The 24,816-nt window shown below is 34.7% G+C and carries 16 protein-coding genes and 1 pseudogene; 14 read left to right on the top strand and 3 right to left on the bottom strand.

Annotation, left to right across the window (positions count from 1 at the left end; all coding sequences use genetic code 11):
- Positions 1 to 173 precede the first annotated feature (173 nt).
- Positions 174 to 389: a hypothetical protein gene (locus AQ616_RS17525; RefSeq protein ID WP_069686434.1), complete on the top strand. Its 216-nt coding sequence runs from the start codon at positions 174 to 176 to the stop codon at positions 387 to 389.
- Positions 390 to 838: 449 nt separating this feature from the next.
- Positions 839 to 1,879 carry a YheC/YheD family protein gene (locus tag AQ616_RS17520; protein WP_069686433.1) on the top strand — a complete coding sequence of 347 codons (1,041 nt, stop codon included), beginning with the start codon at positions 839 to 841 and terminating at the stop codon, positions 1,877 to 1,879.
- A 146-nt stretch (positions 1,880 to 2,025) separates the two neighbouring features.
- Here AQ616_RS17520 and AQ616_RS17515 read toward each other — a convergent pair whose 3' ends face one another.
- The gene (locus AQ616_RS17515) at positions 2,026 to 2,208 is read right to left on the bottom strand and encodes a hypothetical protein (RefSeq protein ID WP_069686432.1); all 183 of its coding nucleotides are present in this window, start codon (positions 2,206 to 2,208) and stop codon (positions 2,026 to 2,028) included.
- Positions 2,209 to 2,714: 506 nt separating this feature from the next.
- Between AQ616_RS17515 and AQ616_RS17510 the strand changes: the two genes are divergently transcribed.
- The 6 genes from AQ616_RS17510 to AQ616_RS17485 all read left to right on the top strand — a co-directional run bounded on the left by AQ616_RS17510 (position 2,715) and on the right by AQ616_RS17485 (position 14,901).
- The gene (locus AQ616_RS17510; protein WP_069686431.1) at positions 2,715 to 5,231 is read left to right on the top strand and encodes a GH39 family glycosyl hydrolase; all 2,517 of its coding nucleotides are present in this window, start codon (positions 2,715 to 2,717) and stop codon (positions 5,229 to 5,231) included.
- A 514-nt stretch (positions 5,232 to 5,745) separates the two neighbouring features.
- Positions 5,746 to 8,496, top strand: a complete 2,751-nt coding sequence (locus tag AQ616_RS17505) for a glycoside hydrolase family 3 protein (RefSeq protein ID WP_069686430.1) — start codon at positions 5,746 to 5,748, stop codon at positions 8,494 to 8,496.
- Between the two features lie 73 nt (positions 8,497 to 8,569).
- The gene (locus AQ616_RS17500; RefSeq protein WP_069686429.1) at positions 8,570 to 10,906 is read left to right on the top strand and encodes a glycoside hydrolase family 3 C-terminal domain-containing protein; all 2,337 of its coding nucleotides are present in this window, start codon (positions 8,570 to 8,572) and stop codon (positions 10,904 to 10,906) included.
- 141 nt (positions 10,907 to 11,047) lie between these two features.
- Positions 11,048 to 11,338 carry an Ltp family lipoprotein gene (locus AQ616_RS17495; RefSeq protein ID WP_069686458.1) on the top strand — a complete coding sequence of 97 codons (291 nt, stop codon included), beginning with the start codon at positions 11,048 to 11,050 and terminating at the stop codon, positions 11,336 to 11,338.
- Between the two features lie 630 nt (positions 11,339 to 11,968).
- On the top strand, positions 11,969 to 13,519 hold the full coding sequence (locus tag AQ616_RS17490; protein ID WP_069686428.1) for a BCCT family transporter: 1,551 nt from the start codon (positions 11,969 to 11,971) through the stop codon (positions 13,517 to 13,519).
- A gap of 320 nt (positions 13,520 to 13,839) precedes the next feature.
- Positions 13,840 to 14,901: a tartrate dehydrogenase gene (locus AQ616_RS17485; protein WP_017795776.1), complete on the top strand. Its 1,062-nt coding sequence runs from the start codon at positions 13,840 to 13,842 to the stop codon at positions 14,899 to 14,901.
- Positions 14,902 to 15,058: 157 nt separating this feature from the next.
- Here the strand turns inward: AQ616_RS17485 and AQ616_RS17480 are convergent, their stop codons facing one another.
- On the bottom strand, positions 15,059 to 15,607 hold the full coding sequence (locus AQ616_RS17480; protein WP_069686427.1) for a cell wall hydrolase: 549 nt from the start codon (positions 15,605 to 15,607) through the stop codon (positions 15,059 to 15,061).
- A 613-nt stretch (positions 15,608 to 16,220) separates the two neighbouring features.
- Between AQ616_RS17480 and AQ616_RS17475 the strand changes: the two genes are divergently transcribed.
- Positions 16,221 to 17,618 (top strand): sodium:solute symporter family protein, encoded by a 1,398-nt coding sequence (locus tag AQ616_RS17475; protein WP_017795779.1) that lies wholly within the window; start codon positions 16,221 to 16,223, stop codon positions 17,616 to 17,618.
- A gap of 99 nt (positions 17,619 to 17,717) precedes the next feature.
- Here AQ616_RS17475 and AQ616_RS20225 read toward each other — a convergent pair whose 3' ends face one another.
- Complete coding sequence (locus AQ616_RS20225) at positions 17,718 to 18,134, bottom strand: UPF0715 family protein (protein WP_407719668.1); 417 nt, start codon at positions 18,132 to 18,134, stop codon at positions 17,718 to 17,720.
- 519 nt (positions 18,135 to 18,653) lie between these two features.
- On the opposite strand from AQ616_RS20225, the gene AQ616_RS17470 reads away from it, so the two are divergent.
- The 5 genes and pseudogenes from AQ616_RS17470 to AQ616_RS17450 all read left to right on the top strand — a co-directional run bounded on the left by AQ616_RS17470 (position 18,654) and on the right by AQ616_RS17450 (position 24,810).
- A complete protein-coding gene (locus AQ616_RS17470) occupies positions 18,654 to 19,244 on the top strand; it encodes a CalY family protein (protein WP_069686426.1) in 591 nt (196 codons plus the stop codon).
- Between the two features lie 25 nt (positions 19,245 to 19,269).
- Positions 19,270 to 20,850 carry a M4 family metallopeptidase gene (locus AQ616_RS17465; RefSeq protein ID WP_205634391.1) on the top strand — a complete coding sequence of 527 codons (1,581 nt, stop codon included), beginning with the start codon at positions 19,270 to 19,272 and terminating at the stop codon, positions 20,848 to 20,850.
- Between the two features lie 57 nt (positions 20,851 to 20,907).
- Positions 20,908 to 22,392 (top strand): serine hydrolase domain-containing protein, encoded by a 1,485-nt coding sequence (locus AQ616_RS17460; protein WP_069686424.1) that lies wholly within the window; start codon positions 20,908 to 20,910, stop codon positions 22,390 to 22,392.
- A gap of 48 nt (positions 22,393 to 22,440) precedes the next feature.
- A complete protein-coding gene (locus tag AQ616_RS17455) occupies positions 22,441 to 23,976 on the top strand; it encodes a M14 family zinc carboxypeptidase (RefSeq protein ID WP_069686423.1) in 1,536 nt (511 codons plus the stop codon).
- A 185-nt stretch (positions 23,977 to 24,161) separates the two neighbouring features.
- Positions 24,162 to 24,810, top strand: a pseudogene (locus AQ616_RS17450) (L-ribulose-5-phosphate 4-epimerase).
- The last annotated feature ends 6 nt before the right edge of the window (positions 24,811 to 24,816 follow it).

Below are 24,816 nucleotides of genomic sequence, written 5' to 3'. Positions count from 1 at the left end.
TTTTCATCTTCCTCATAAATATATAGGTCATCTACTTTACAATTTAACACTTTAGCTAATTTGAATATTCTTTCAAGAGGTGTATCTACCCAAATGAAATCCATTTTTTCATGTTTACACCTTATTATTTTTTGGTATAATAGAACAAACGTTCGTGATTTGGAGGGTGAAACATGAAAGGATTACTTGAAAATTCGAAGGAACTAAAGAGTAAGATAATGATTTATTATATAGACACTAATAATGAAGTAACTCAACGGATAATAAGCGTTGTTGAAATAAAAAGGGAACACGTTATTGCTTATTGTCACTATAGAAAACAAGTTCGTTCATTTAAGTTTGAGAACATTCTTTCATGTGTACCAGTCAAAAGGAGAGTAGGGGCATGAGTGTTAATGATAGAGGTACAATAAAATGGACAGCTATGATGTTGCCAGAGCATGCAGAGTTGTTGAACCAATTAAAGAAAAGAAAAACAGGAAGCAAAAACCTATACTTGATGAACAACAACTTGAGTAAAACGGTTTTCAGTTAATGATGGCACATAAGGACAACCTTCTCATCAGTATTAAGTATTATGATAATTATGATTACCATGATATTAAAGGTTATGTGGATAAGATAAATTATCAAGATAATATGTTTCTGTAGTTGAAAAGGTAAGCTCAGAAGATGATACAAGAATAAATTTTGATATGATTTTAGAAGTGACTTTATTATAGTAGTACAATGGCATACAAATATATTTTAATACAATATCCATCAAAATACTCCTTACATAAGCATGTTATTATGATAAAATTATTTCATTAATAGTAATAGGAGGAAAATATAAAAAATGATAGTTGGTGTTATGAGGGAATATAAAAACCCTGATCATATGGTAAAGCTTATTGCATTGATAGGCAAAGCTAAAGGTATCGAAATTGTATTTATCCACCCTAGTGAAGTTGATATAGAAAATAACAGAGTTAGCGGTAGGATTCTAGTAGACGACAGATGGTTTAGAACAAGTATGCGAGTTCCTAAAGTGATTGATATTTCGGCATTTTGTATGAAGTATACAGAAGTCGTGAAGTTTTTAAGAAGGAAAGCTATTTTAACCGAAAACGGTAAGAAAAGATTAACGAAAGAAAAATTGCAAAAAGAATTAAAGCGTGATGAAGATTTTGAAAAACATTTAATACCGACTATTAATTTGGAGTTCATTTCACCTCTTACAGGTTTTCTTTCTTTGTATGGAAAAGTTGTAGTTAAGCCAGTATATAGTCAAAGAGGTACAGGTGTTTATATCATAGAAAAAATTAATGACGATGAATACATAATTGGACATAAAAGAGAATCGTATAAGGTTAATTTGAACGAGTTAAAAAGCTTTTTCGATGATAAAATAAAAGGTGTAAAACATATCGTGCAACAGTATATTGAATGCAGGACACCGCAAGGAGACCCGTTTGATTGCAGGATTCATTTAGAGAAAAATGGTAAAGGTAATTGGGTTATCCCTAAAAGTTATATTAGAATTGGAATAGGTCAAAAAATTGTTTCTAATGTTAATGACGGTGGGGGAGTCGCTGATCCAGAAAAATTTCTCCATGCTTGTTACGGGGAAATAGCAGAACCATTAATACAAAGAATGCGAGATTTCGCTTTCGGAGTAGCGAAAAAGATTGAAGAAATAAGAATGCAAGAACTGATGACTATAGGACTTGATATTGGTATTGATAATAATTTAAATTTTTATTTATTTGAAGCTAATAGTGCACCGACCACTAGAGAAATGAAATCAGAAGTAGCCATGTTAAGAACTGATTATTATAAATTTTTATATAACAAAGCGTCAAGAGTTAGGAGAAATCCAGTACAAGAGGTGAAATGATGTTAAAAATATTTTATAGAATGTGATTGCGCTATTTGCATATTTCATTTAGGGATTGTGCAGAGTAAAATGAAAAGAAAAATCAACGATAAGATTGTCTTAACATCAGATAAACTTTCATAATTAAAGCACTCATAATCGAGTGCTTATTTTATTGGTTCATAATATTCTTTTTCTGCTTGTTTTCTTGCTTTTATAGCATCTTCTTTATCATCATAAACACCTAGATTAATTTGTTTACCCTTAAATCCGATATTCGCACGCCACTTATTACCTCTATGTTTACAAACACCTTTAACACCACTTTTATTTCTCTTCCCTTTAGGCATATCTAAAGCGGTGAGACGTGTACCTTCTCTTTTATCTTTATCTATGTGTTTTTTGAATCCTTCATATTTCTTGCAACCGCAATCAAATCAATCATAATTATCATCTATTATAAGCGATAGTATGCCAGTCGTGCATGGGCGGCATGATGTAATAACTGCCCAATCCCTTGGTAAACATTTTGAAGAATTGGTACCAATATGTTAATGACAGGTATATAAAAGAGATTTCTCATTAGTTAATTGAGAAGCCTCTTTTTTTGTAAGCATTACCGTCAAATTGTTGATTTCTAATAGTCCAGATCAGCACAAGATTATCCAAACTTTTCTTCTTTGCTTTATTAGCGAATGGTTTATTGCTAAAATAACAAAGTTATCAAGGACAAAGGTAGGCTTTCATAAGTTTAGATGTAAGAAATTACAGATAAGTTAAAACTATTGAATGATTGTGTAGATATTTTTCTTATGCTAAAGTATGGATAATTATTATTGGATAAGGGATGGGAAACATGCAATACCAATATGAGCAGATAGATTATCAAGTTGATTTACCAATTAACATTTTTACACATACAGTAGAACAATTTCCTTTTCATTGGCACGAAGCTACTGAAATTCTTTTTGTACTGGAAGGCGAATTAGATATTAGGATTAATCAAGATGACTATCTACTGAAAATGGGAGATGTTTTTCTTGTGAATGGAAATGAACTACATTTTATTAACTCTAGAACAGTGTTTGGACAAACTCATGTGTTGGCTCTGCAATTTGACAACAGGTATTTTAAGAAACTGGGCATTGATGTTGAACAAAAAAGATTCTATATGAACTCAGGAGATGTAGAAGAAGAATCTATTTTTGTCTTAGATGAAATTAAATATATTCTAGCCAATATGATGGATCTAGTATTGAATAAAAAAAACCTTTACAGTCTTAAGGTTACGAAAATGCTATTAGATCTTGTGATTCTTCTTCTAGAGCATTTTGAAGTTCCGACAACAACAAAGAGTGAGCAAATGAAAGATGACGAAAGACTTGTAGAAATACTTCAATATATGAATGAACATTGTATAGAAGTACATTTTGGACTACAGAGTGTAGCAAAAGAGTTCTCATTAAATCCACACTATTTGTCGAGGTATTTTAAGTCAAATGTGGGGGTTTCTCTAAAGAAATATTTAGATAATATGCGTTTGAACAAATCATTGTTTACTTTGCGAACCACAGATGAGACTGTTACTGAAATAGCTCTTAAGTTTGGATTCCCAGACAGTAAAGCCTATTACAGAGTCTTCAAGGAAGTGTTAGGGATAACACCAATGCAGTATCGAGGTCAATATCGAATAGAGCTCAAAAAGGGAATTATAAATGATTATCTGAGCATCAATAGCAAGGAGTCATTTGGAAATCTATTCAAATATCTAGATCGTAAGGATATTGGCGATTTTCAAATAAAAAAAGAGGCAATAAAAACTATTGATGTTACCAATTTTTCAAACAAGATTAATCGATCTTTCACAAAATTAATGACTTTTGGATATGCTCCCCATGCCCTGAGAAAAGATTTCTATGAACAATTGCAACAGGTTCAGGGTGAAATAGGATTCGAATACATTCGATTTCATGGAATTTTTTCAGACCAACTCATGGTATATAACGAGAAGTCTGATGGAACCTATTACTTTAATTTTAATCACATTGATTCTCTATTGGATAATTTAGTTGCTGTCCATTTAAAGCCATTTATTGAAATTGGTTTTATGCCGAAAAGTTTAGCAAGTACTGAAAATAAGATATTTTGGTGGGATGCATTTGTATCACCTCCAAAGAAAATGGATAGATGGCTTAAATTATTGGATTCTTTTATCAGACATTTGATTAATCGATATGGAATGCAAGAAGTAAGGACATGGTATTTTGAGTTCTGGAATGAACCTGAAGTTCAACATTTCTGGGGTGGTACAAGACTGGAGTTTTTTAACTTTTATGCTGAAAGCTATAAATGTATTAAAGCAATTGATCCTGAAATAAAACTTGGAGGATTTGGAACAATTGACTTTTCCAAAAATCAAAATTGGCTTAATGATTTTGATCACTTTGCCCAAAATGAAAAAGTTGATGTGGATTTCTTTTCATTTCATGTTTACAATTTATCCCAAAAACTTTTACCCAAACCAGAATCGATTCAAACGGTCGGTGAAAATGAATTAACAGGAACCGTTATACAAAATATAGCTGAATTTACAGGCATTATGCTGGGTGATGAAAATAATTTTACAACATGCATTGATCAGATCATTAGTAAGAGCAAAGAATTGCCGTCACTAAATCGAGAACTTTGGATAACAGAATGGAACGCAAATTCTGATAGTAGAGATTTATTACACGATACATGTTATATGGGAGCTTTTATCACTAAAAATGTTATAGAAAACTTTGAAAAAGTAAAAGGAATGGGTTTTTGGACATTTACTGACATATTTGATGAGTTTCAATTGGAGCAGCCACTCTTTCATGGTGGGTTTGGATTATTGACCTATAATGGTATCAAAAAGGCTGGATATCATGCCTTCTTCTTCCTAAGCAGGCTTGGTGAATATTTAGTTTCAAAAGAAGCAGATATGATTGTCACTAAAAGCGGTGAAGATTACCAAATCCTACTTTTCAATTATAGCCATCCCAATCATTTATACAGCGTATTTGATTATTCTCAACTGTCTCCAACTAGTCGCTATAAGATATTTGAAGATGAACGTGTCAAGTCAATTCAGTTAACTTTGGAGAGCTTATATGGTGAGTATATAATTAAGAAGCAATATGTTAATAGGCAACAGGGGTCTTCCTATGATGCTTGGGTAGATACCGGAGCACCTAGTGATATGGACAATGACACAGTTAACTATATTAAAGGAAGGGCGGAACCAGGAATTAAAATACAACATATTTCTGCCAAGGGAAAATATAGTTTTCATTCGTTATTAGAACCTCATGAAATACAATTAATTGAGATAAAACGCCGGTATTGATAACGATAATTAAGTCTGAAACTCCATACATCTAAACAGAAAAGCAATACAAAATAGACAGTGTCATGGATAATGGCACTGTCTATTTTACTATAAAAGTCAATAATTGGAATAGCATTTCTTAAATATTGGAATGTGTTTCATAGTGTTCGAGAGTATATTTGAATTAACCTGTAGGAGAGCGCTTTCCCATAAATAATTTTAAATGTAATAAAGGGGCAGAGAGGAAAAATCTTGAATGGTTTACAAAATAGTTTAAAAAAATAATTGAAGTGTGAATTTTTAGCGCATGAATGGAAGCGTTATCTTGTTATTCAAGTTGATACTACTACTCATATAAGTTTAATTAATGTTATACCATTTGGTTTGTAAGAGCAAGGTGCATTATTTAAAGATCATATTTTTCTTATATAACTAATAGGTAGTCAGAATAACAACGCCTTCAAATATAAATTTTAAACAGATATCTTGATATATGTGAAATGAAATAAAGCAAAAGCTGGGGGGGAACATCATGTTAGAATACTTCAAAAAAAGAAAATATAAGAAGCAAGAAATATTGCAACAAGTGAAGGAAGATAAGGTAAAACAAAAAGAAAAAAAGCAGGAAATTAAAGCTTTACCAAAAGAAGAGCGTAAGGAAGCAATTTCAAGCAATAAACTATTGCGAAAAAAGGAGAAAAAACAAAGAAAAGAAGAAATTAAATCGTTAAGCCGTAAAGAAAATAAAGCAGCAAAAAAAGAAGCTAAGGTGTATAAAAAGTTAAAAAATAGACCAAGGCGTTTCACGGGCTGGGCTGTCTTTGCTGCATTGTTATTATTTATTGGTGTAACAGTAGGACCGACAGTTACAACCATAGTTGAAAACATGAGTGGTAAACATATTACTATTGATACAACAAGTGCAGAAGCTGTTCAAGCAAGGGAAGCTGCTGATATTGTTTCAGAAAAGATTGCAAATGAAGGATTAGTTTTATTAAAAAATGAAAATAATTCCCTGCCATTAGAAGATAAAAAATTGAATGTATTTGGTTCTACAGCCTTTACTTTTAAATATGGTGGGGGTGGTTCTGGTGCTTCAGATTTGACTCGTGCTGTGAGTTTATTTGAAGCCCTTACGAATGCAGGTATTGAATATAATAAGGAATTATATGATTACTATGTGAAATTGCCAGAAATAAAAGAAACGACAGGAAATTCGGACACGGGTATTGTTCAAGTTGTTAAGGGATTTTTAAGTAATGATGAGGAAGCTGGTGAACCAGATCTTCCAGATACTACAATAGCTCAAGCGAAAGAGTACTCCGAAAATGCGATGATTATTGTACAAAGTGATGCCGTAGAAGCTTCAGATGTAAATGAAAATCAATTAAAATTATCAGATGAAATGCATAATTTAGTTGAAAAAGTAGCTGGAAACTTTAGCAACGTTACAATTGTAGTAAATGCTGGTAACACCTTAGAACTAGGTTTTGTTGAGGAACATCCAAGTATTCAATCTGTTATTTGGGTTGGAACACCTGGGCCATTTGGAACGAATTCTCTTGCTAAGGTATTATCAGGCGAAATAAATCCTTCTGGACGTATTACAGATACGTATGCTTACGATGTTGAATCTTCACCAGCGAGTGAAAATTTTGGGGACTACCAGTATGAAAATTTAGATAAAGCTTACCTTAACTATGAAGAAGGAATTTATATAGGATACAGGTTCTACGAAACTTTCTATCAAGGAAATGAAGATGGGTACAATGAAATTGTTCAATTTCCATTTGGATCTGGTCTAAGCTATACAACATTTGACTGGAATATAGTTAATCAAGAATTAAATAGCGATTCTATTGAATTGCAAGTAGAAGTAACAAATACAGGTGAAGTTGCTGGTAAAGACGTCGTTCAAGTTTATTATTCTGCTCCTTATACACCAGGAGGAATTGAGAAGTCAGCTATTAACTTAGTTACATTTGAAAAAACCAAATCATTAGAACCGGGAGAGTCTGAAGTATTAACTATTCAATATGATACAAGAGACATGGCTTCTTATGATATGGAAAATGAGAACTATATTTTAGAAAATGGAACTTACGAAATTAAACTTGGTAAGAATGTCCATGAAATCGACAGTACAGTAAACTATGAATTAGCTGAAGATATTCTGTATCAAACAGATGCTGTAACAAGAACAGAATATCAAAATCGTTTTACTGAATCAGAAAACGAATTAACAGTTCTTTCTCGTAACGATTGGGAAGGAACATATCCATCAGATCAAGATGACTCAAAAATTGCAACTGATAAAGTAATTGAAAGAGTACAGGGGCATGAATATAATAATGACGTACAGATGCCAACGACAGGTGCTGATAATGGACTTAAATTGGAAGACCTAAAAGGGTTAGATTATGATGATCCTTTGTGGAGTGAATTCTTAGACCAATTGACTGTGGATCAAATGATCTCTTTTGTATCAGAAGGTGCTTATCATACAAAAGAGATTGATGAACTTGGTGTTCCGAATACAGTTTTAATGGATGGACCTGCCGGATTTAGTTTCTTCGGCTTCAAACAGTTTGCAGCCGGCGCTTACCCAACGGAGATCGTTGTGGCATCCACTTGGAATAAAGATTTAGCATATGAGATGGGTGAAATGATCGGTCAAGAAGCACAAGCCTACGGAATTGGCGGATGGTATGCTCCAGCTCTTAATATTCATCGTTCACCAAAAGGTGGAAGAAATTTTGAGTATATGTCAGAGGATCCTGTATTAAACGGCATGATTGGTGCTGGTATGTCGAAAGGTGCATCAGATCAAGGTGTTATAGTATTCATGAAACACTTTATCATGAATGAGCAAGAAACAAATGCACGTTCAGGGATGCTAGTATGGTCTAATGAACAAGCGATGAGAGAAATTCACCTACGTCCTTTTGAAATAACAGTAAAAGAGGCTGGTGTAAATGGTGCAATGTCTAGTTTTTCTTTCATTGATGGGAAATGGGCAAATCCTGCATTATTAAATGGAATGCTAAGAGATGAGTGGGGATTTGAAGGTGTAGTATCTTCAGATGCGGTGTTCGGATTTATGAAAGCACCCCAAGCTATTACATCTGGTAATGATTTAATGTTAGATATAATGACTGTTCCAAATCAAATTCAGCTTTTAGAAGAAGCATATGAGGAGCATCCAGAAGCGATTACAGTTGGACTGCGAAATAGCATGCATAATTCACTTTTTGCAACACTTCAAACGTACCTGTTTAACTAAAAATATTATTTAATAGAGCAAGAAGGCGGACTAAGTCTGCCTTCTTGCCAATTAACTTTAGGGACGGTGTAGAATGAAACATAAAAATATAATTAAACAAATGACTTTGGAAGAGAAAGCTTCCCTCATGTCTGGACATAATTTTTGGAACACAAAGGCAATAGAACGTCTTGGAATACCATCCATTATGCTAACTGATGGACCACATGGACTGCGAAAACAAGGTGGGAAAGCGGATCACTTAGGATTAAATAAAAGTTTACCAGCAACTTGTTACCCAACAGCAGCAACGTTAGCAAATAGTTGGGATAGGACACTTGTGAATAACGTAGGACAAGATATCGGTAAGGAAGCTCGTAGTGAGAAAGTAAGTGTCTTACTTGGACCGGGTTTAAATATTAAACGTAATCCTTTATGTGGTCGTAATTTTGAATATTTCTCAGAAGATCCTTTTCTGACTGGTGAACTTGCCAGTGAAATGGTGAAAGGAATTCAGTCCAATGGCATTTCAGCCTGTCCTAAGCATTATGCAGTCAATAGTCAAGAACATATGCGTATGACAATTGATGAAATTGTAGATGAACGTTCGCTTAGAGAAATATACTTATCAGGCTTTGAAAAAGTTGTAAAAAAGAGTAATCCTCATACCATGATGTCTTCTTATAATAAGGTGAATGGTGAATATGCAAACGAAAATCAACATTTAGCAAATGACATATTATATTCTGAATGGGGGTTTGATGGTGTTGTTGTAACGGACTGGGGTGGAAATAACGACCGTATTGCTGGTTTGAAAGCTCATAATCAATTAGAAATGCCGTCTACAAATGGAATTACTGATAAAGAAATTGTTGATGCAATACATGAAGGAGAACTAGATGAATCAATCTTAGATGATGCTGTAGATCAATTATTATCTCTTATAGAGAAAGTGCGTTTAGATGATAAAGAATCAGTACAAGTAGATTATGCAGAGCACCACAATAAAGCAATAGATGCTGCTCGTCAGTCTATGGTACTGCTTAAGAATGAAGATAATATTCTTCCGCTTAAATCGGGAACTAAAGTAGCGGTTATTGGTGATTTTGCAAAAAATCCACGATATCAAGGAGCAGGTAGTTCTTTAATCAATCCCTATAACTTAAGTAATCCGCTTAAAAGTTTAGAAGATTCTTTTTTAAATACAGTTGGATACGCACAAGGGTTTAAGCGTATGGGAGGAAAAAGTAGTAATTTACTGAAAGAAGCAACAAGCCTTGCAGAATCTGCTGAAACAGTCATTTTATTTATTGGTCTTGATGAAAGTAAAGAAGCAGAGGGAGTAGATCGAGAAGATTTAAAACTGCCTCAAAATCAGCTAGACCTTGTCGAATCTGTAGTACAGGTAAATAAGAATGTGATTGTGGTTTTAGTTGGTGGTGGAGCACTTGAATTACCTTTTGCAGATCATGTACAAGGTATTTTGCATACCTACCTTTCTGGTCAAGGTGGTGGGGAAGCGGTAGTTGATCTTCTTATCGGTAAACACAATCCAAGTGGTAAATTAAGCGAAACATTCCCAATTCAATATAGTGATGTGCCTTCCTCGGATTACTATCCGGGAGACCAAGCAACAAGTGAACATAAAGAAGGGTTATTCATCGGTTATAGATACTTTGAAACAGCTAATCTACCGGTGCGTTTTCCTTTTGGATACGGGCTTTCTTATACTACTTTTGAATATAGCAACATTGGAATCGATGGTTTAACTGTTAGTTTTGATCTGACAAATACAGGTGAAATGGCTGGAGCTGAAATTGCGCAGTTGTATATTGAAAAAGTAGATTCGAAAATTTTTCGTGCGAAAAGGGAACTAAAAGGTTTTGATAAAGTCTATTTGGATCCTGGTGAAACGAAGCGAATTACGATAGAGTTAACAAGACGAGATTTCTCTTACTATAATACTGTAATAAATGATTGGGAAATTGAAACGGGAAATTACAAGATTCAAATCGGTAGTTCAATTCGAGAGATTCATTTAGAGGAAATTATTGATATGGATGGTGTTGTTTCATCAGTATACTTAAAAAATGAATTTCCAAACTATGCATCGGCAAGTGTAAAGGCTATTCCTGATGAAGAATTTGAGAAAATATTAGGAAGAAAACTTCCACCGAAAAATTGGGATCTTGATAAAGAATTAGGAATGAATGACACTATTAACCAAGCACAATATAAGAATTGGTTGGGAAAAACGTTATATAACTTCATTATTTTATTCCATGTTTTCTTCAAGAAGATTGGAAAACCATTAACGGCTAATAACGTGTACTTTATTATCAACATGCCATTTAGGCAAATTGACCGCTTTTCAGGTGGAAAAGTCAGTAAAAAGACTGTTGAGTTATTTTTAAGCTGGATTAATCGATGATAAAAAACGGAACGACCTAACTACTTTTCACAAAAAGCTAATGTTTTTTTAGTGAATACTATCTACGAAAAACTTTTAATCCATGTTGACTGCTGACAACTAAGGAAAATTATACTTGTGCAGGTATTGCTTTCTCTGAAAATGTCGGTTTCACAAGAAAACGCAATTCGCCAGGCTGAAAGTTATTTAGATTTTAGTGCATTCTCAAAATCGGGATTAATTGAACAATTAGAGTATGAAGGATTCTCGAAAGAAGATGCTACATTTGCAGTTGAAAATATTGAAGTTGATTGGAGAGCGCAAGCGGTATTACATGCAGAAAGTTATCTTGACTTCTCTGGCTTTTCAAGAAGTGGACTGATTGATCAATTATTATATGAAGGTCACAGCGAAGCGGACGCTAATTATGCGGCAGAACAAGTAGGACTTTAATACCGAGAAAGAGAAGGGGAAATTCACTTCTCTTTTTTTGAACTATGAAGTGTAATATATAACTTAAATACAGTAAAAATTCTATTAAAATACAGCTGAACGGACGCTTTCAACGTTGTTCCTGAAATACTATATTGCTTATTTCGTTGGGATGAGTCTATATTTTGAATGGATTCTACATTGTAAGTTTTTCAAAAAAATTGTTAAATAAATCAAGTAAACAATACCTACAACCAACCATGATAATTTCCCTAATATAGTGGAAAGATCAAGCAAAGCTAACAGCCAAACAATAAAGGTAGCTCCGATTATGGGGAACAAAACCATCGAACATCAATTTTTTATGAATGTACCGGTTACACCAGAAGGCGGATTATCTTTGAAGAAGGGATTTCTGGACTGCCATTATGTAGAAATGAAAGCAAAGTGTCGTACGAAAGTTTTGGTCAGTAATTTTCCTAAGAACGAATCATTTTATGCCTTGACATATACTCACACGAAATGTATTATTTATCGCTGTAGTTTAATTTAAAATATTAATTTAATCTCACATACAACTGACTAAATAGGAAAAATTAAAGTCAGTGATGATTATGTGAGTTTTTTTGTGTTGATTGAAAGGAGCAGATTTTGAAGAATATAAAGAAACAAAATCAAACTATAGATAAACCAGTACTTTTTCTAAGTGGAGGGGCATTACTTGCCTTTGTGATCTTAGCATTGATAAATAAGAACATGGTTACTGATGCGGTTAATACAATGTTTAATTGGTCGGTTACTTACTTCGGTTCCATCTATCAAGTTCTAATGGTTGGAACCTTATTTATTGCATTAATACTTGGGTATTCCAAGTTTGGTAAGATCCGTTTAGGAAAATTAGAAAAACCAGAGATTGGAACCTTTAAATGGATCTCCATTATTATGTGTACGTTACTCGCAGCTGGTGGTGTTTTCTGGGCAGCAGCTGAGCCATTAAGTCACTTTTTAACTGTACCTCCTCATTTTTCAGGGATTGAGGCAGGAACACCTGAAGCAATAGTACCAGCACTTGCAACTAGTTTTGTCGATTGGGGCTTTGTTTCCTGGGCCATCTTAGGAACATTAGGTACGATTGTATTGATGTATTCCCATTATCATCGAAATGCACCATTAAAACCAAGGTCATTACTTTACCCGATATTTGGGGATAAAATTATGGAAAAAAGTGCATTAGGAACGTTTGTTGATGCCTTTTCGATTGTATCTGTGGCAGCAGGAACAATTGGTCCGATTGGTTTTCTCGGTTTACAGGCTGGGTATGGATTAAATGCATTGTTTGGTTTACCAAATAATTTACTCATGCAGTGTCTTATTGTTGCAGTAATTGTTATTGCAGCTGGGATTTCTGCCGCAACAGGTATTCATAAAGGAATACAAATTTTAAGTAGTTATAATATTATTCTTGCTGTTGGATTAATGATCGGTGTCCTTATTTTAGGACCAGCATTATTTATATTCGATTCGTATGTGCAATCATTTGGATTGTATGTACAAGACTTTTTTACGTTGAACACTTTCCGAAGTGATGGTGCTTGGCTTGGATTATGGACGATTTTTTTCTTTGCTTGGTTTATCGGTTATGGCCCAATGATGGCTATGTTTGTTAGTCGTATATCGCGTGGCCGTACGATTCGTGAATTAGTAACTGCTGTTGTAGTCATTGCACCTGTTGTTACAACATTTTGGTTTACGGTTGTTGGGGGAACAGGAATCTTTTCGGAAATGAATAATCCTGGTTCTGTCTCTGATGCTTTAAATAGTGCTGGACCTCCAGCAGCTATGATTGCAATTGCAGAGCAGCTGCCATTCGGTACAATTTTTGGTTTCTTATTCCTACTAGCAACTATTATATTTGTACTAACAACAACTGATTCCATGTCATTAACTATTTCGATGGCGATTACTGGTCACGGAGATCCGGCTAAGTATTTACGTGTGATTTGGGCGATTCTCATGGGACTTGTAGCAACAGTATTAATTACTATAGGTGAGGATAGTGTAGGATCTCTGCAATCATTCATTGTAGTTACGGCTGTTCCGGTTTCCTTACTCATGTTAACCACATTTTGGACAGCACCACGTGTGAGCCGTGAACTAGCTAAAGAACAAAAAATTGATGAAGAACAACCTGATAGGAAGTAATACAAAAGGGGCTGACGTTTAAGTCAGCTCCTTTTGTATTTGTAAAAAAGTCTACAGTCGTATAAAGAATTGATCGAATGTAAAAAAATAAGATGTCAAACTTTTCCTCTGCCTATACAGGTAATATTATTTTAACAATATATGAATGGCGGGAAAAATCCAACCATTCATAATGCTTATCAAACTGAATAATAGTCTTCTTTCACAAATAAGCTTAAAAAATTTCAATATTTCATTGATTGGTAAAATACATTCAATTATACTTTAACCATAATGAGGTCGAGTAAGTATAGGAAACTAAAGACATAAGGGGAGTAAAGATGAAAAAGTATATGATTGCTAATATTCCGGGAGATGGAATTGGAAAAGAAGTCGTACCTGCAGCAACAAAAGTTTTAGAAGCTATATCCGATATCCATGGAGGAATAAGGTTTGATTTCAATGAATTTCCTTGGAGCTGTGAATATTATATGGAACACGGTAAAATGATGCCAGAGGATGGATTGGAGATATTAAAGAACTATCATGCCATCTTTTTAGGAGCAGTTGGTAATATCCAACTTGTGCCAGATCATATTTCGCTATGGGGTCTTCTAATTAAATTTCGCAGAGAATTCGAACAAGTTATTAACTATAGACCAGCAAAAGTTCTTCCTGGAGTGAAATCAAAAATAGTTAATCCAAAAGACTTTGATCTTATTGTGGTTCGAGAAAATAGCGAAGGGGAGTACAGTGAAGTTGGTGGCAGAATCTTTCGAGGAGAAGATGAAATTGCCATTCAAAATAGCATCTTTTCAAGAAGAGGAACCGAACGAGTTATGCGTTTTGCTTTTGAATTGGCTGATAAACGTAAAAAACATGTAACTAGTGCAACGAAATCCAATGGTATTTTTCATTCTATGCCATTTTGGGACGAAGTGTTCAAAGATGTTTCAAGAGATTATTCAGGAATTGAAACAGATTCTCAGCATATTGACGCCTTAGCAGCTTTCTTTGTAACGAATCCGGAGAGATTTGATGTTATTGTAGCTAGTAATTTATTCGGCGATGTATTAAGTGATTTGGGTGCGGCCATAATGGGAAGCGTGGGAGTTGCACCAGCAGCAAATATTAATGTTAACGGAGAGTATCCTTCAATGTTTGAACCAGTTCATGGTTCAGCACCTGATATTATTGGGAAAAATATCGCGAATCCAATTGGACAAATTTGGACTGCTAAATTAATGTTAGATCATTTTGGGGAAGAGGAATTAGGAAGTTTGTTACTAGATGTAATTGAAAAGACAACAAATAAAGGAATATTAACACCGGACATAGGTGGAAAACATACAACTTCAGAGGTGACTGAAGAGATTATTCAAGGATTAAAAGTGCGTTCCTAATCGAATTATCGTTTATATAGATACTATATTTGAGAATGTATTTAGAAATCATTATACCTATAAGCGTCGAGTAATTTAATACAAAAAAGACTGGAATAAGCTTGGGAAAAGAACCATCGTTATTCCAGTCAACAGACTTTTAAATTAACTTGTAGTACTAATCTTTAAATACATGTTTTCCAATTACTTCAGTCGTGACTTTATCATCTAACCATCTACTTGTTGCTGTTTTTGGATTATAGAAATATAAACTCTCAGTAACGAGACTTCTGTCTGTATGCAAGGCTTCTTCTACTGCTTCTTTACTGGAATCACCAGCAGGTTTATTAATTTTACCGTTACTAACAGGGGTAAATTGCTTGTCTTGATGAATTACTTCTGAAACAGTGTCAGGAAACTGATTACTATCTACTCTATTTAGTACTACAACAGCAACAGCTACCTTACCTTCGTACGGCTCTCCTTTTGCTTCAGCGTGTACTAATCTTTCTAGTAAATCTCTTTCATTATTTGTCATATCTACTGTCGCTTCATCTATATAAATCATTTCTAATTCCTCAACATTTGATTTATGATTACTGAGCTGATGCATGCTCAATTTATTGTCTTTCTCTATTTCTTCTTCTGTCTCTGCTGCGCTAGCATCAACAGGAGTTAGAATGATTAGTAAAAAACTAGTTACTAATAGCGTTATAACTTTTCGCATAGGTAAATCCTCCTATTATACAAATAAATAAGAAGCAGGAAATATCCTGCACAAGATATGAATCTAACATGTATTGCTTAACTTTTAAAGAGTTTTGCTCAAGCAATAATTTCCTTTGTAGTGAATCTTTGCAACTTATGTAACAAATTCGTGATTAAAAGGTATTACTTTTTCGGTTTTAAGTTATTGTGGAATTTATCACATAATGGAGTAATCTTAAAAAATGGAGTAAATGAAAGGAATTGTAACTACACAATCAATAACTTCGTTTATACCAGGATTGAGGGGCGAAACGATTGGTAGACATTCAGAAATCAAGTTGAGAAATAATCTTGCTTTGTTATAATAAAAAAATCGTTAATTTTTGAGATTTTTGTCATTTAATTTTTCTGTTATTCTCGTATTTTAATAGAAAGGTGATTTATGTGTAGAATCTTAAACATCTCTATTTTTCTAACAACAGATAAAATTTCTCATAAGCTATATTCAATTAATATTTAATAAGATTTTTAGTCTTATCAAATGACTTATCAAAGTATGGTTTATTATTTGTATGGTAGGGAGCAGAACTTAAAAGTTAATGATTTACATAACTTCAGGAGGTAATCACAGCATGGAATTAACAAATAATCCAGCATTATTATGGTTTGTGGCTGGGTATGGAGTATTTATGATTATTCTTGGTATCTATTTTTCCAAGAAGATCTCAAACAGTGAAGATTTTATTCTTGCCGGAAAAGGGCTAGGAAGCTTTGTGTTGGCAGGTACATTATTAGCAACGTGGATGGGAAGTGGAAGCATAACCGGTGGGGAAACATCAATGGCGTACTCATATGGTATTATTCCTGCTCTCATGATGACAATCCCAACGCTATTAGGTATTGGAATTTTATATTTTATAGCTCCGAAAATTCGTGAGTTTGGCAAATTTACAGTTTCAGGTATTTTAGAAGCGAAATATGGTAAAACAGCTCAATTAATCGCAAGTATCATTATCATTTTAGCTTTTGTCGGTATAGTCTCTTATGCCATGACAGGATTAGGTTTTGTATTAAATGTGACGACAGGTATGTCTGTACAAATCGGAACACTAATCGGTGCCGTTCTAATAATCTTCCTAGCAACGATTGGTGGGCTTCGTTCAGTAGCACCAACGGATGCGATTAGTGCTTTTCTAGCATTGATTGGTTTATTCCTTGCTCTTCCCATTATGTTCTCAATCGCAGGTGGATGGGGAGAAATTACAGCGAATGTACCAGAGCAGCATTTAACTGCAACAAGCACTCTGAGCACCGTACAATTATTAGGATTCTTATTACCTTCATTCTTTTTATTGCTTGGCGATCAAAATATGTATCAGCGTCTTGCTGCGTCAAAAGGTGTAAAAACAAGTAAGAAAGCACAAATCTTTTGGCTATTGGCTATACTTTTGATTACACCAACTATTTCTCTGATTGCGTTTACTTCTCGTTCGCTTTTTGATGATATCGATCCAGGTATGGCACTTATTGGAGCTACAACAGTCTTACCAACAGCTGTTGGGGGAATTTTACTTGCAGCTGCAGCGGCATTTATTGTAACAACAGGAAATTCTTATTTACTATCTGCAGCAACTAACGTTACATATGATATCGTTGGGAAATACTTTAAGAAGGATGCTTCAGATAAACAATTGGTATTGTATACGAAAATATTTATTGTCATTTTAGGTGCTTTTTCATTTATCTTAGGGAACTATTTCCCAACGGTACTCGAGGTACAAATGTATGCTTATACTGTTTATGGAGCCGGATTAACACCAGCATTACTAGCAGTATTTTTCTGGAAAAGAGTGAATGCTAAAGGTGGTATCTCTTCTATGATTGCAGGGGTAGGTACAACTTTGCTTTGGGAACTGATTTTAGGTAAACCATTTGATTTAAATAGTGTGATCGTTGCTATTCCAGTAGCGGTTATCGTGTTAATTGTTGTGACATTGATGACAACAGAAAAACCTGTATCAAAAAAGTAAATAGATTTGTAAAATAGACCGGGCATTCTTGTCCGGTTTTGCATTTGTTCAAGAAGTAATGTATTTTCGGGAATTTTAGATTAAAAAACAAGGATTTTATTAATGCCCCCTCAAATAATTCCCTATATTATAAAATCGAATAAATTCACGTATAGTACTTTTAATTTGTATACGGTCTTCCCTAATGACCAACGAATCAATGATCCAAAAAATAATAGCATTTAAGGTTGATAGCCATAATAATTCTTTAGAAATATGTATGGTAAAACTTAATTCTAGCACCGTCGGAAGTATTATAATTGTTCCAAAAAAAGATACCAACAAGTATATTATTAAATATTTAACCGAGTAAACTTTTGGCTTTCTTCGAAGATATATTTGTGTTGGGAAGGCGATGAATAGATAGCAGAAAAAGTAAATAATAGATACAAAAATAAAGCCTAAAAAGTCAAAATATGGAAAGTACACCATGAAATAAATCAAACTTGCCATGAAAGATGATAATAAAAGACAAATGAAAATGAGTAATAAAATAAGAATACCTCCTCAAATAACAATTCATTATCTTAATTAGCAGACAAAATTATGCTAGTTTTCCATAAATAGGTCCTTTCTTATGTATTTGTGCTGATCATAATCAAGAAGTCGAATTTTGTAAGGGTAGGATAATTATCCTGTTATAGTCGTCCATGTAATAAAAACTCCATTTTTACTTGCATATTTACCTCTAAATCCCTAAAAACCCTCTGAAAAATAGTGGACATTTTTACCATTTTATGTAATACGACAATAAAAGTAGTTAATATTCATTATTTTTCAATTATTCAATTAATTCGACATGTACTGACACCTTTTCTGTAATGATTTTGTTATATTTATCTTTAACAACTTGGTCCATTCACTTATTCTTTGAATTTTAGGAGGTGTGGTATATATCGTTTTATCCTAACAATATTCTTCAAATAAGAAGAAAAGATGTCAATGTGTTGATGATGGCTGGAAAAATGTAAAAGTATGAATTCTGGAGGAGATGGAATGAATTTAAAGAAAAAATTAAGTGCTGGAATTTTATCAGCTACATTAGGTTTAACACTAATTGGAGGAGGAACCTACGCTTATTTCAGTGATCAGGAAGTAACGAATAATTCATTTGCCGCTGGAACATTAGATCTTTCGGTAGACCCTACAGCAATTATTCAAATTGATAATTTTAAACCAGGAGATACGATGTTAAGTGAATTTTCGTTATCAAATGCAGGTAGCCTTAAAATTGAAAATGTGTTTTTAGATACGAATTATTCTGTCATAGATAGCAATAGTGACAATACGGATGATTTTGGCAAACATGTTAAAGTGAATTTTTTATGGAACTGGGAGCAAGAAAGTGAACCGGTGTTTGAAACTACTTTATATGAATTAAAAGAAATGGATCCAGATGTTGTGAAACGAGATATTTGGGATCCTTTATGGGAACAACATGGTGGGCTAGAAGCGGAAGAGACACATGATTTTTGGGTAGAGTTTGAATTTGTTGATGATGGTGAAGATCAGAACGAATATCAAGGGGACAGTTTAGAATTAGAATGGATTTTTAATGCAACACAATCATCTGGTGAGGATATTTAAAAATAGGAGGGTGAACGATTTGAAAATGAATAAACGTGTGGTTTCTTCAGCACTTGCAATAGTTGTATCCATCGGGATTGGTAGTTCAGTAGTTTTTGCTGAGGATATTAACATGCAGATGAATGAAACCTATGATACTCCTTCATATATTATTGAAAAATGGAAGGCTCCTAGCGGTTTATCAAAGAAAGAGGTAGTTTTAACGTATATCGAAAGCAAAGGAGAGGAATTTCAGTTAAACAGTAATTCGGAAGTTGGTTTTGAAATAAATAATGTTACAGCAGATAGTGAAACGGACACTTCTCATTATAGAGTGAAGCAAACGTATAAGGGGGTTCCAATATATGGAGCCGACCAAACAATTAGTTTAGATGAAAATAACCATGTTACATCTTACTTTGGCCAAGTTGTTACTGGAATTGATGAAAGTATTGCAGTAGATAATACAAAATCGATAGCAGAAATCATCGATATTTTTAAAGCGAATCTAGAAAAAAATATTGGGGATATTGAACAATTCGATGGAGAGATTGAAGCAGAGCCATATATTTACGAGTATGATGATGAATTTCATTTTACCTATCTAGTTACTGCTTCTACAACTTATCCAGAAGTTGGCTTTTGGCATTATTTTATAGATGCGGAGAGTGGAGAAATCATTGATAATTTTAATGCATCACATGATGTAACTGCATTCGGTACAGGTGTGTTTGGCGAAAGACAAAAGTTTGAGGCACAACAGTACGAAGATATGTTTCGACTATTCGATGTAACACGTGGGGATGGCGTTGTTACTTATGACAATACAACAGGGACCAACGTAGATGTATTAAGTTTTAACAAAATGTTTACCGACGGAGCTGCCGTAGATGCCCATGCAAATGCGCAGAAAACATATGATTATTTTCTAGATACGTTTGGCCGTAACTCAGTGGATGATAATGGTCAGATTCTGATTTCGGCGGTACATGTAGGAGATAATTGGAATAATGCATCATGGAATGGGAGACAAATGTCTTACGGTGATGGAGATGGTATTCGATTCCACCCGCTAGCTGGTGGACTTGATGTAGCTGCCCATGAAATGTCACATGGTGTAATCCAACATACGGCAAATTTAATTTATCGGAATGAATCTGGAGCGTTAAACGAATCATTTGCAGACATTTTTGGAGCGATGGTAGATCGTGAGAATTGGTTGATGGGTGAGGATATCATGGCGGATGGTACGCTTGCGTTACGTTCATTAGAGGACCCAGCAGTATTGATTGAACGAAGAACGCAAGAGCCATATCCTGACCATTGGGATAGAAGATATGTTGGTCCATTAGACAATGGTGGAGTTCATATTAATAGTAGTATTAACAATAAAGCAGCTTATTTAGTTGCAGAGGGTGGAGAACATTATGATGTGGTTGTTGAAGGAGTTGGCCGTGATGCAACAGAACAGATTTATTACCGTGCACTTGATCTATATTTGACGAGTACTTCAGATTTTAGCATGATGCGACAGGCAGCAATTCAAGCAGCAACTGATTTATATGGCAGTAATTCATTTCATGTAGAAGCAGTAGAACAGGCTTACAATGCAGTTGGAGTCTATTAATCTAATTTTATACACAGCTAACGAAATAAGTGCTTTTTTCTAAAAAGGGAGTAGATAATGATGAAGAAAGTATTGCCCTTGCTATTTATGTTTATCCTATTATTTTCCATTTTCATATCAGGGGCTGCTAGTATTTACGCTTCAGAGAGCGGTTTAAATACAAGTGATGCCCATGATGTTGAAATGTTGCAACAGCCTTTAGATGATATAGATCTATTGATTGAGAATGCAATATCTGAACAGGTGATGCCAGGTGCAGTTGTTCTAGTCGCTCGAGATGAACAAATTGTTAAACATGAAGCATATGGTTATGCTGCCCGCTATACGGATGGCGATTTTACAGAAATGGAAAATCCAATTGATATGCAGGAAAATACCATCTTTGATACAGCGTCTATTTCAAAGCTTTTTACAGCAACAGCAATCATGACGCTATGGGATGAAGGATTGTTTGAATTAGATGATCCGGTAGCATTATACATTCCAGAGTTTGCAACTAATGGTAAAGAGGATGTAACAATCAAGCAATTATTAACCCATACATCAGGTTTTCGTGCATCTACCACGGTACCTGTTCATGAAATCGAAGGGGATCGTGAAGATCGTCTGGATTTTGTCTTAAATGAAACATTAGAAGTGCCGCCTGGTACTCGGTATCTCTATAGTGATGTTGATTTTATTACACTTGGAGTTTTAATCGAACGGCTAAGCGGGCAACGTCAAGATGAATATGTAGCAGCGAATATAACAGAACCTCTACAAATGAATGATACGATGTATAATCCACCAGCTTCACTAAAAGAGAGAATTGCTGCAACAGAGTATCAATCCAATGTAAATCGTGGACTTGTATGGGGGAGTGTTCATGATGAAAAAGCGTGGGCACTGGATGGCGTTGCTGGACATGCAGGAGTTTTTAGTTCGGCAGAAGATTTAGCTGTGTTTGGGCAGATGATGTTAAATGAAGGAAGTTACCAAGGTGAACAGATTCTATCCGAGGAAGCCTTTGAACTTATCACCACAAATTGGAATGGTGCCTTCCCTGGGCAGGACCAAGGGTTGGGATGGGAATTAAATCAAAGTTGGTACATGGATGATTTAGCAGAACAAAATACGATAGGGCATACAGGGTATACAGGTACTTCCATCGTGGTCAGTCCTAACAACCAATCTATTACTATATTGTTAACAAATAGGGTACATCCAACGAGAAATACAGTATCAACGAATCCGACTCGACGATTGGTATCGGAAAAAACAGCCTCCGCAATCGATGCTTGGAATGCGGAAAGTATGATGTCTCTTGTTGAACGCTTGGTTGATCGAGGTGAAATTACAGATACACCAGCAACGCAATTACTTCTTACGCACTTAAGTGCAATCTCTCATTTTGAGTCACTTGATCAAGCACAAAAAGTTCGGAAACACTTACAAGGTTTCCAAACATTAGTTGATTTTTATAAAGAAAACAATTCGATAACAGATAATGCATATGAAACACTAAGAACAGATATCGAGTATCTAACAGGAAAATGGCAATAAAGCTAGTACTCTATAATTTGATAATGTATAGCTGAAAGGGAGGATACAATGAATCATTTTACTTGGAAGAAACGTTTGTCCCAACTAGTCATTGTTATGGTAATGTTAACGCTTTTCCCTTTAACAGGTTTTGCGGAAGAGAATGATATCAATATGGACCCGCCTTTAATCGGGTTTGAACAACGAGATGGAGAAACTTGGACAACACATGAGGAAGAAATTGAGTTTCTAGAAGAAGTAGCTACATTATCGGATCGTGTTAGCTATAGTCAAATTGGTACTACAGTAGAAGGAAGACCACTGCATTTAGTACGTGTAGGATTTCCAGAACCTCCATCAGACGAAGATATTGCAAATGGAAATAATATGCTAGTCATTGGTACGCAACATGGAAATGAAGGAGCTCCAAGAGAGATGGCATTAAAATTATTAAGAGATTTAGCTTTTACAGATGATGAAGAACGATTAGAGCTTCTTCAAGATGCGACAATTTTATTTATACCAACTGCTAATCCAGATGGTAGAGAAGCAGATACGAGAAGTAATGCTGAAGGGATTGATATTAATCGTGAACATTTAAGCTTACGCACGTTAGAGGTACAGGCAATAGCTAGTGTTTTAGATGAGTTTAATCCAGATATTACGGTAGACGGTCATGAACGCCCGAGAGCTAGTGGTAACCCAGATATTGAGATGCTATGGCCACGAAATTTAAATGTAGATGAGCAACTACGCTCTCTAAATCAAGAAATGGTAGAAGATCATCTTTTACCTGAGGTGGAAGGATATGGGTTTTCTACAGGTTTATACGGTACGCCAGGAGGTGCTGGTGGCGGAGACGAACGTATAATGCGTAATATGCTCGGATTACGGAATGGGCTTGGACTTTTAACGGAAACGGCAGGATTGCAAGAACCTAACTATCGAGTAGACGCGCAGATGCGAACAGTAGAAGGCGTACTTTCATTTTACTATGACCGATTTGAGGAAATTACTTCAGCAGTATCTGAAGCTCCAGAGAGACAAGCTTCATTAGGTAATGAACAAAATCAGCCTTTTTATCTAGATGGAGCGGATAATTGGGAACCAACAAATGTCATCGAAAAGAAACCAACTGGTTATTTACTTACAAATGTACAAGTGGACGCAATGGAGAAGCATATGAATTTTTTCTCACTAGAGAAAGAAAATGTTTATAGTGCAGGTGAGTATGTAACAATGAGTCAACCAAAAATGGGGGTTATTCCATTTTTATTTGATAAGCGTGCAACCTATAATGAAGTAGAAGGGATAGCCTTATATAATAGTCAAAATGTAGGTACGGCAACCAATATGAGTTTATTAGTGGATCATTTTGCAAATGAGAATGCATTTACAAATACAAGTGATGTACGAACATTAAAGATGCAATTGACAGCTGTGGATCGCTTTGAAAAGAAGGAGGATACCTCAAAAGTCAATAAACACCTTAATGGTTTAATCGATCTATTAAACTACCAATCTGATAATGACTTAGTATCTGAGGATGCAGCAGAAGATCTTATGAAGTACGCATTATTTTTAAAAGAAAAGTGGTTAGACTAGCGTTAATTTAATGCAAGTAAGAAGACCGTATGGGCATCGTTTCCTGTACGGTTTTTCTATTTTAAAAAGAATATTTTAAAAATTTAATCAAAAAACATTGAATGTACGTACAATTTATAATATTATAGAAATTAATAACAAACGTACGTACAAGTAAGTGCGTTATTTGAAAAGGTGCTGTGATGATGTTAGAAAGGTTGAAAGAAGAGGTTTTACAAGCGAATAAGGATCTACCTAAACACCATCTTGTTACTTTTACGTGGGGAAATGTAAGCGGATACGATAGTGAATCTAAACTAGTTGTAATTAAGCCAAGTGGTATAGCTTATGAGAATTTAACACTAAATGATTTAGTAGTCGTAGATTTAGATGGAAAGGTTGTTGAAGGGGATAAGAAGCCATCTTCGGATACACCAACACATCTCGTACTGTACAAAAATTTTCTTGGAATAGGTGGAGTTGTTCATACACATTCTCCTTGGGCAACAAGTTGGGCGCAATCTGGTAAAGCAATTCCTGCACTTGGTACTACACAGGCAGATTATTTTTATGGGGAAATCCCTTGTACTAGACAAATGACGGATGATGAAATCAATGGTGCTTATGAATTGGAAACAGGCCAAAGCAATTCCGAGTGTTTTGGTACATAGTCATGCTCCGTTTAATTGGGGAAAGAATCCATTAGATGCGGTTCATCAGGCAGTGGTACTAGAAGAAGTAGCGAGAATGGCTTTGCAAACATATCAAATTAATCCTGAAGTTACACCGATACAACAATCTTTACTAGATAAACATTATTTACGTAAAAATGGCAAACATGCTTATTATGGCTAATAGATA

It is taken from the genome of Oceanobacillus sp. E9, from assembly GCF_001741975.1.
Classification (GTDB): domain Bacteria; phylum Bacillota; class Bacilli; order Bacillales; family Amphibacillaceae; genus Oceanobacillus; species Oceanobacillus kimchii.
Note: the sequence above shows the minus strand (reverse complement) of the source record. Positions and strands in the feature narration are given on the sequence as shown.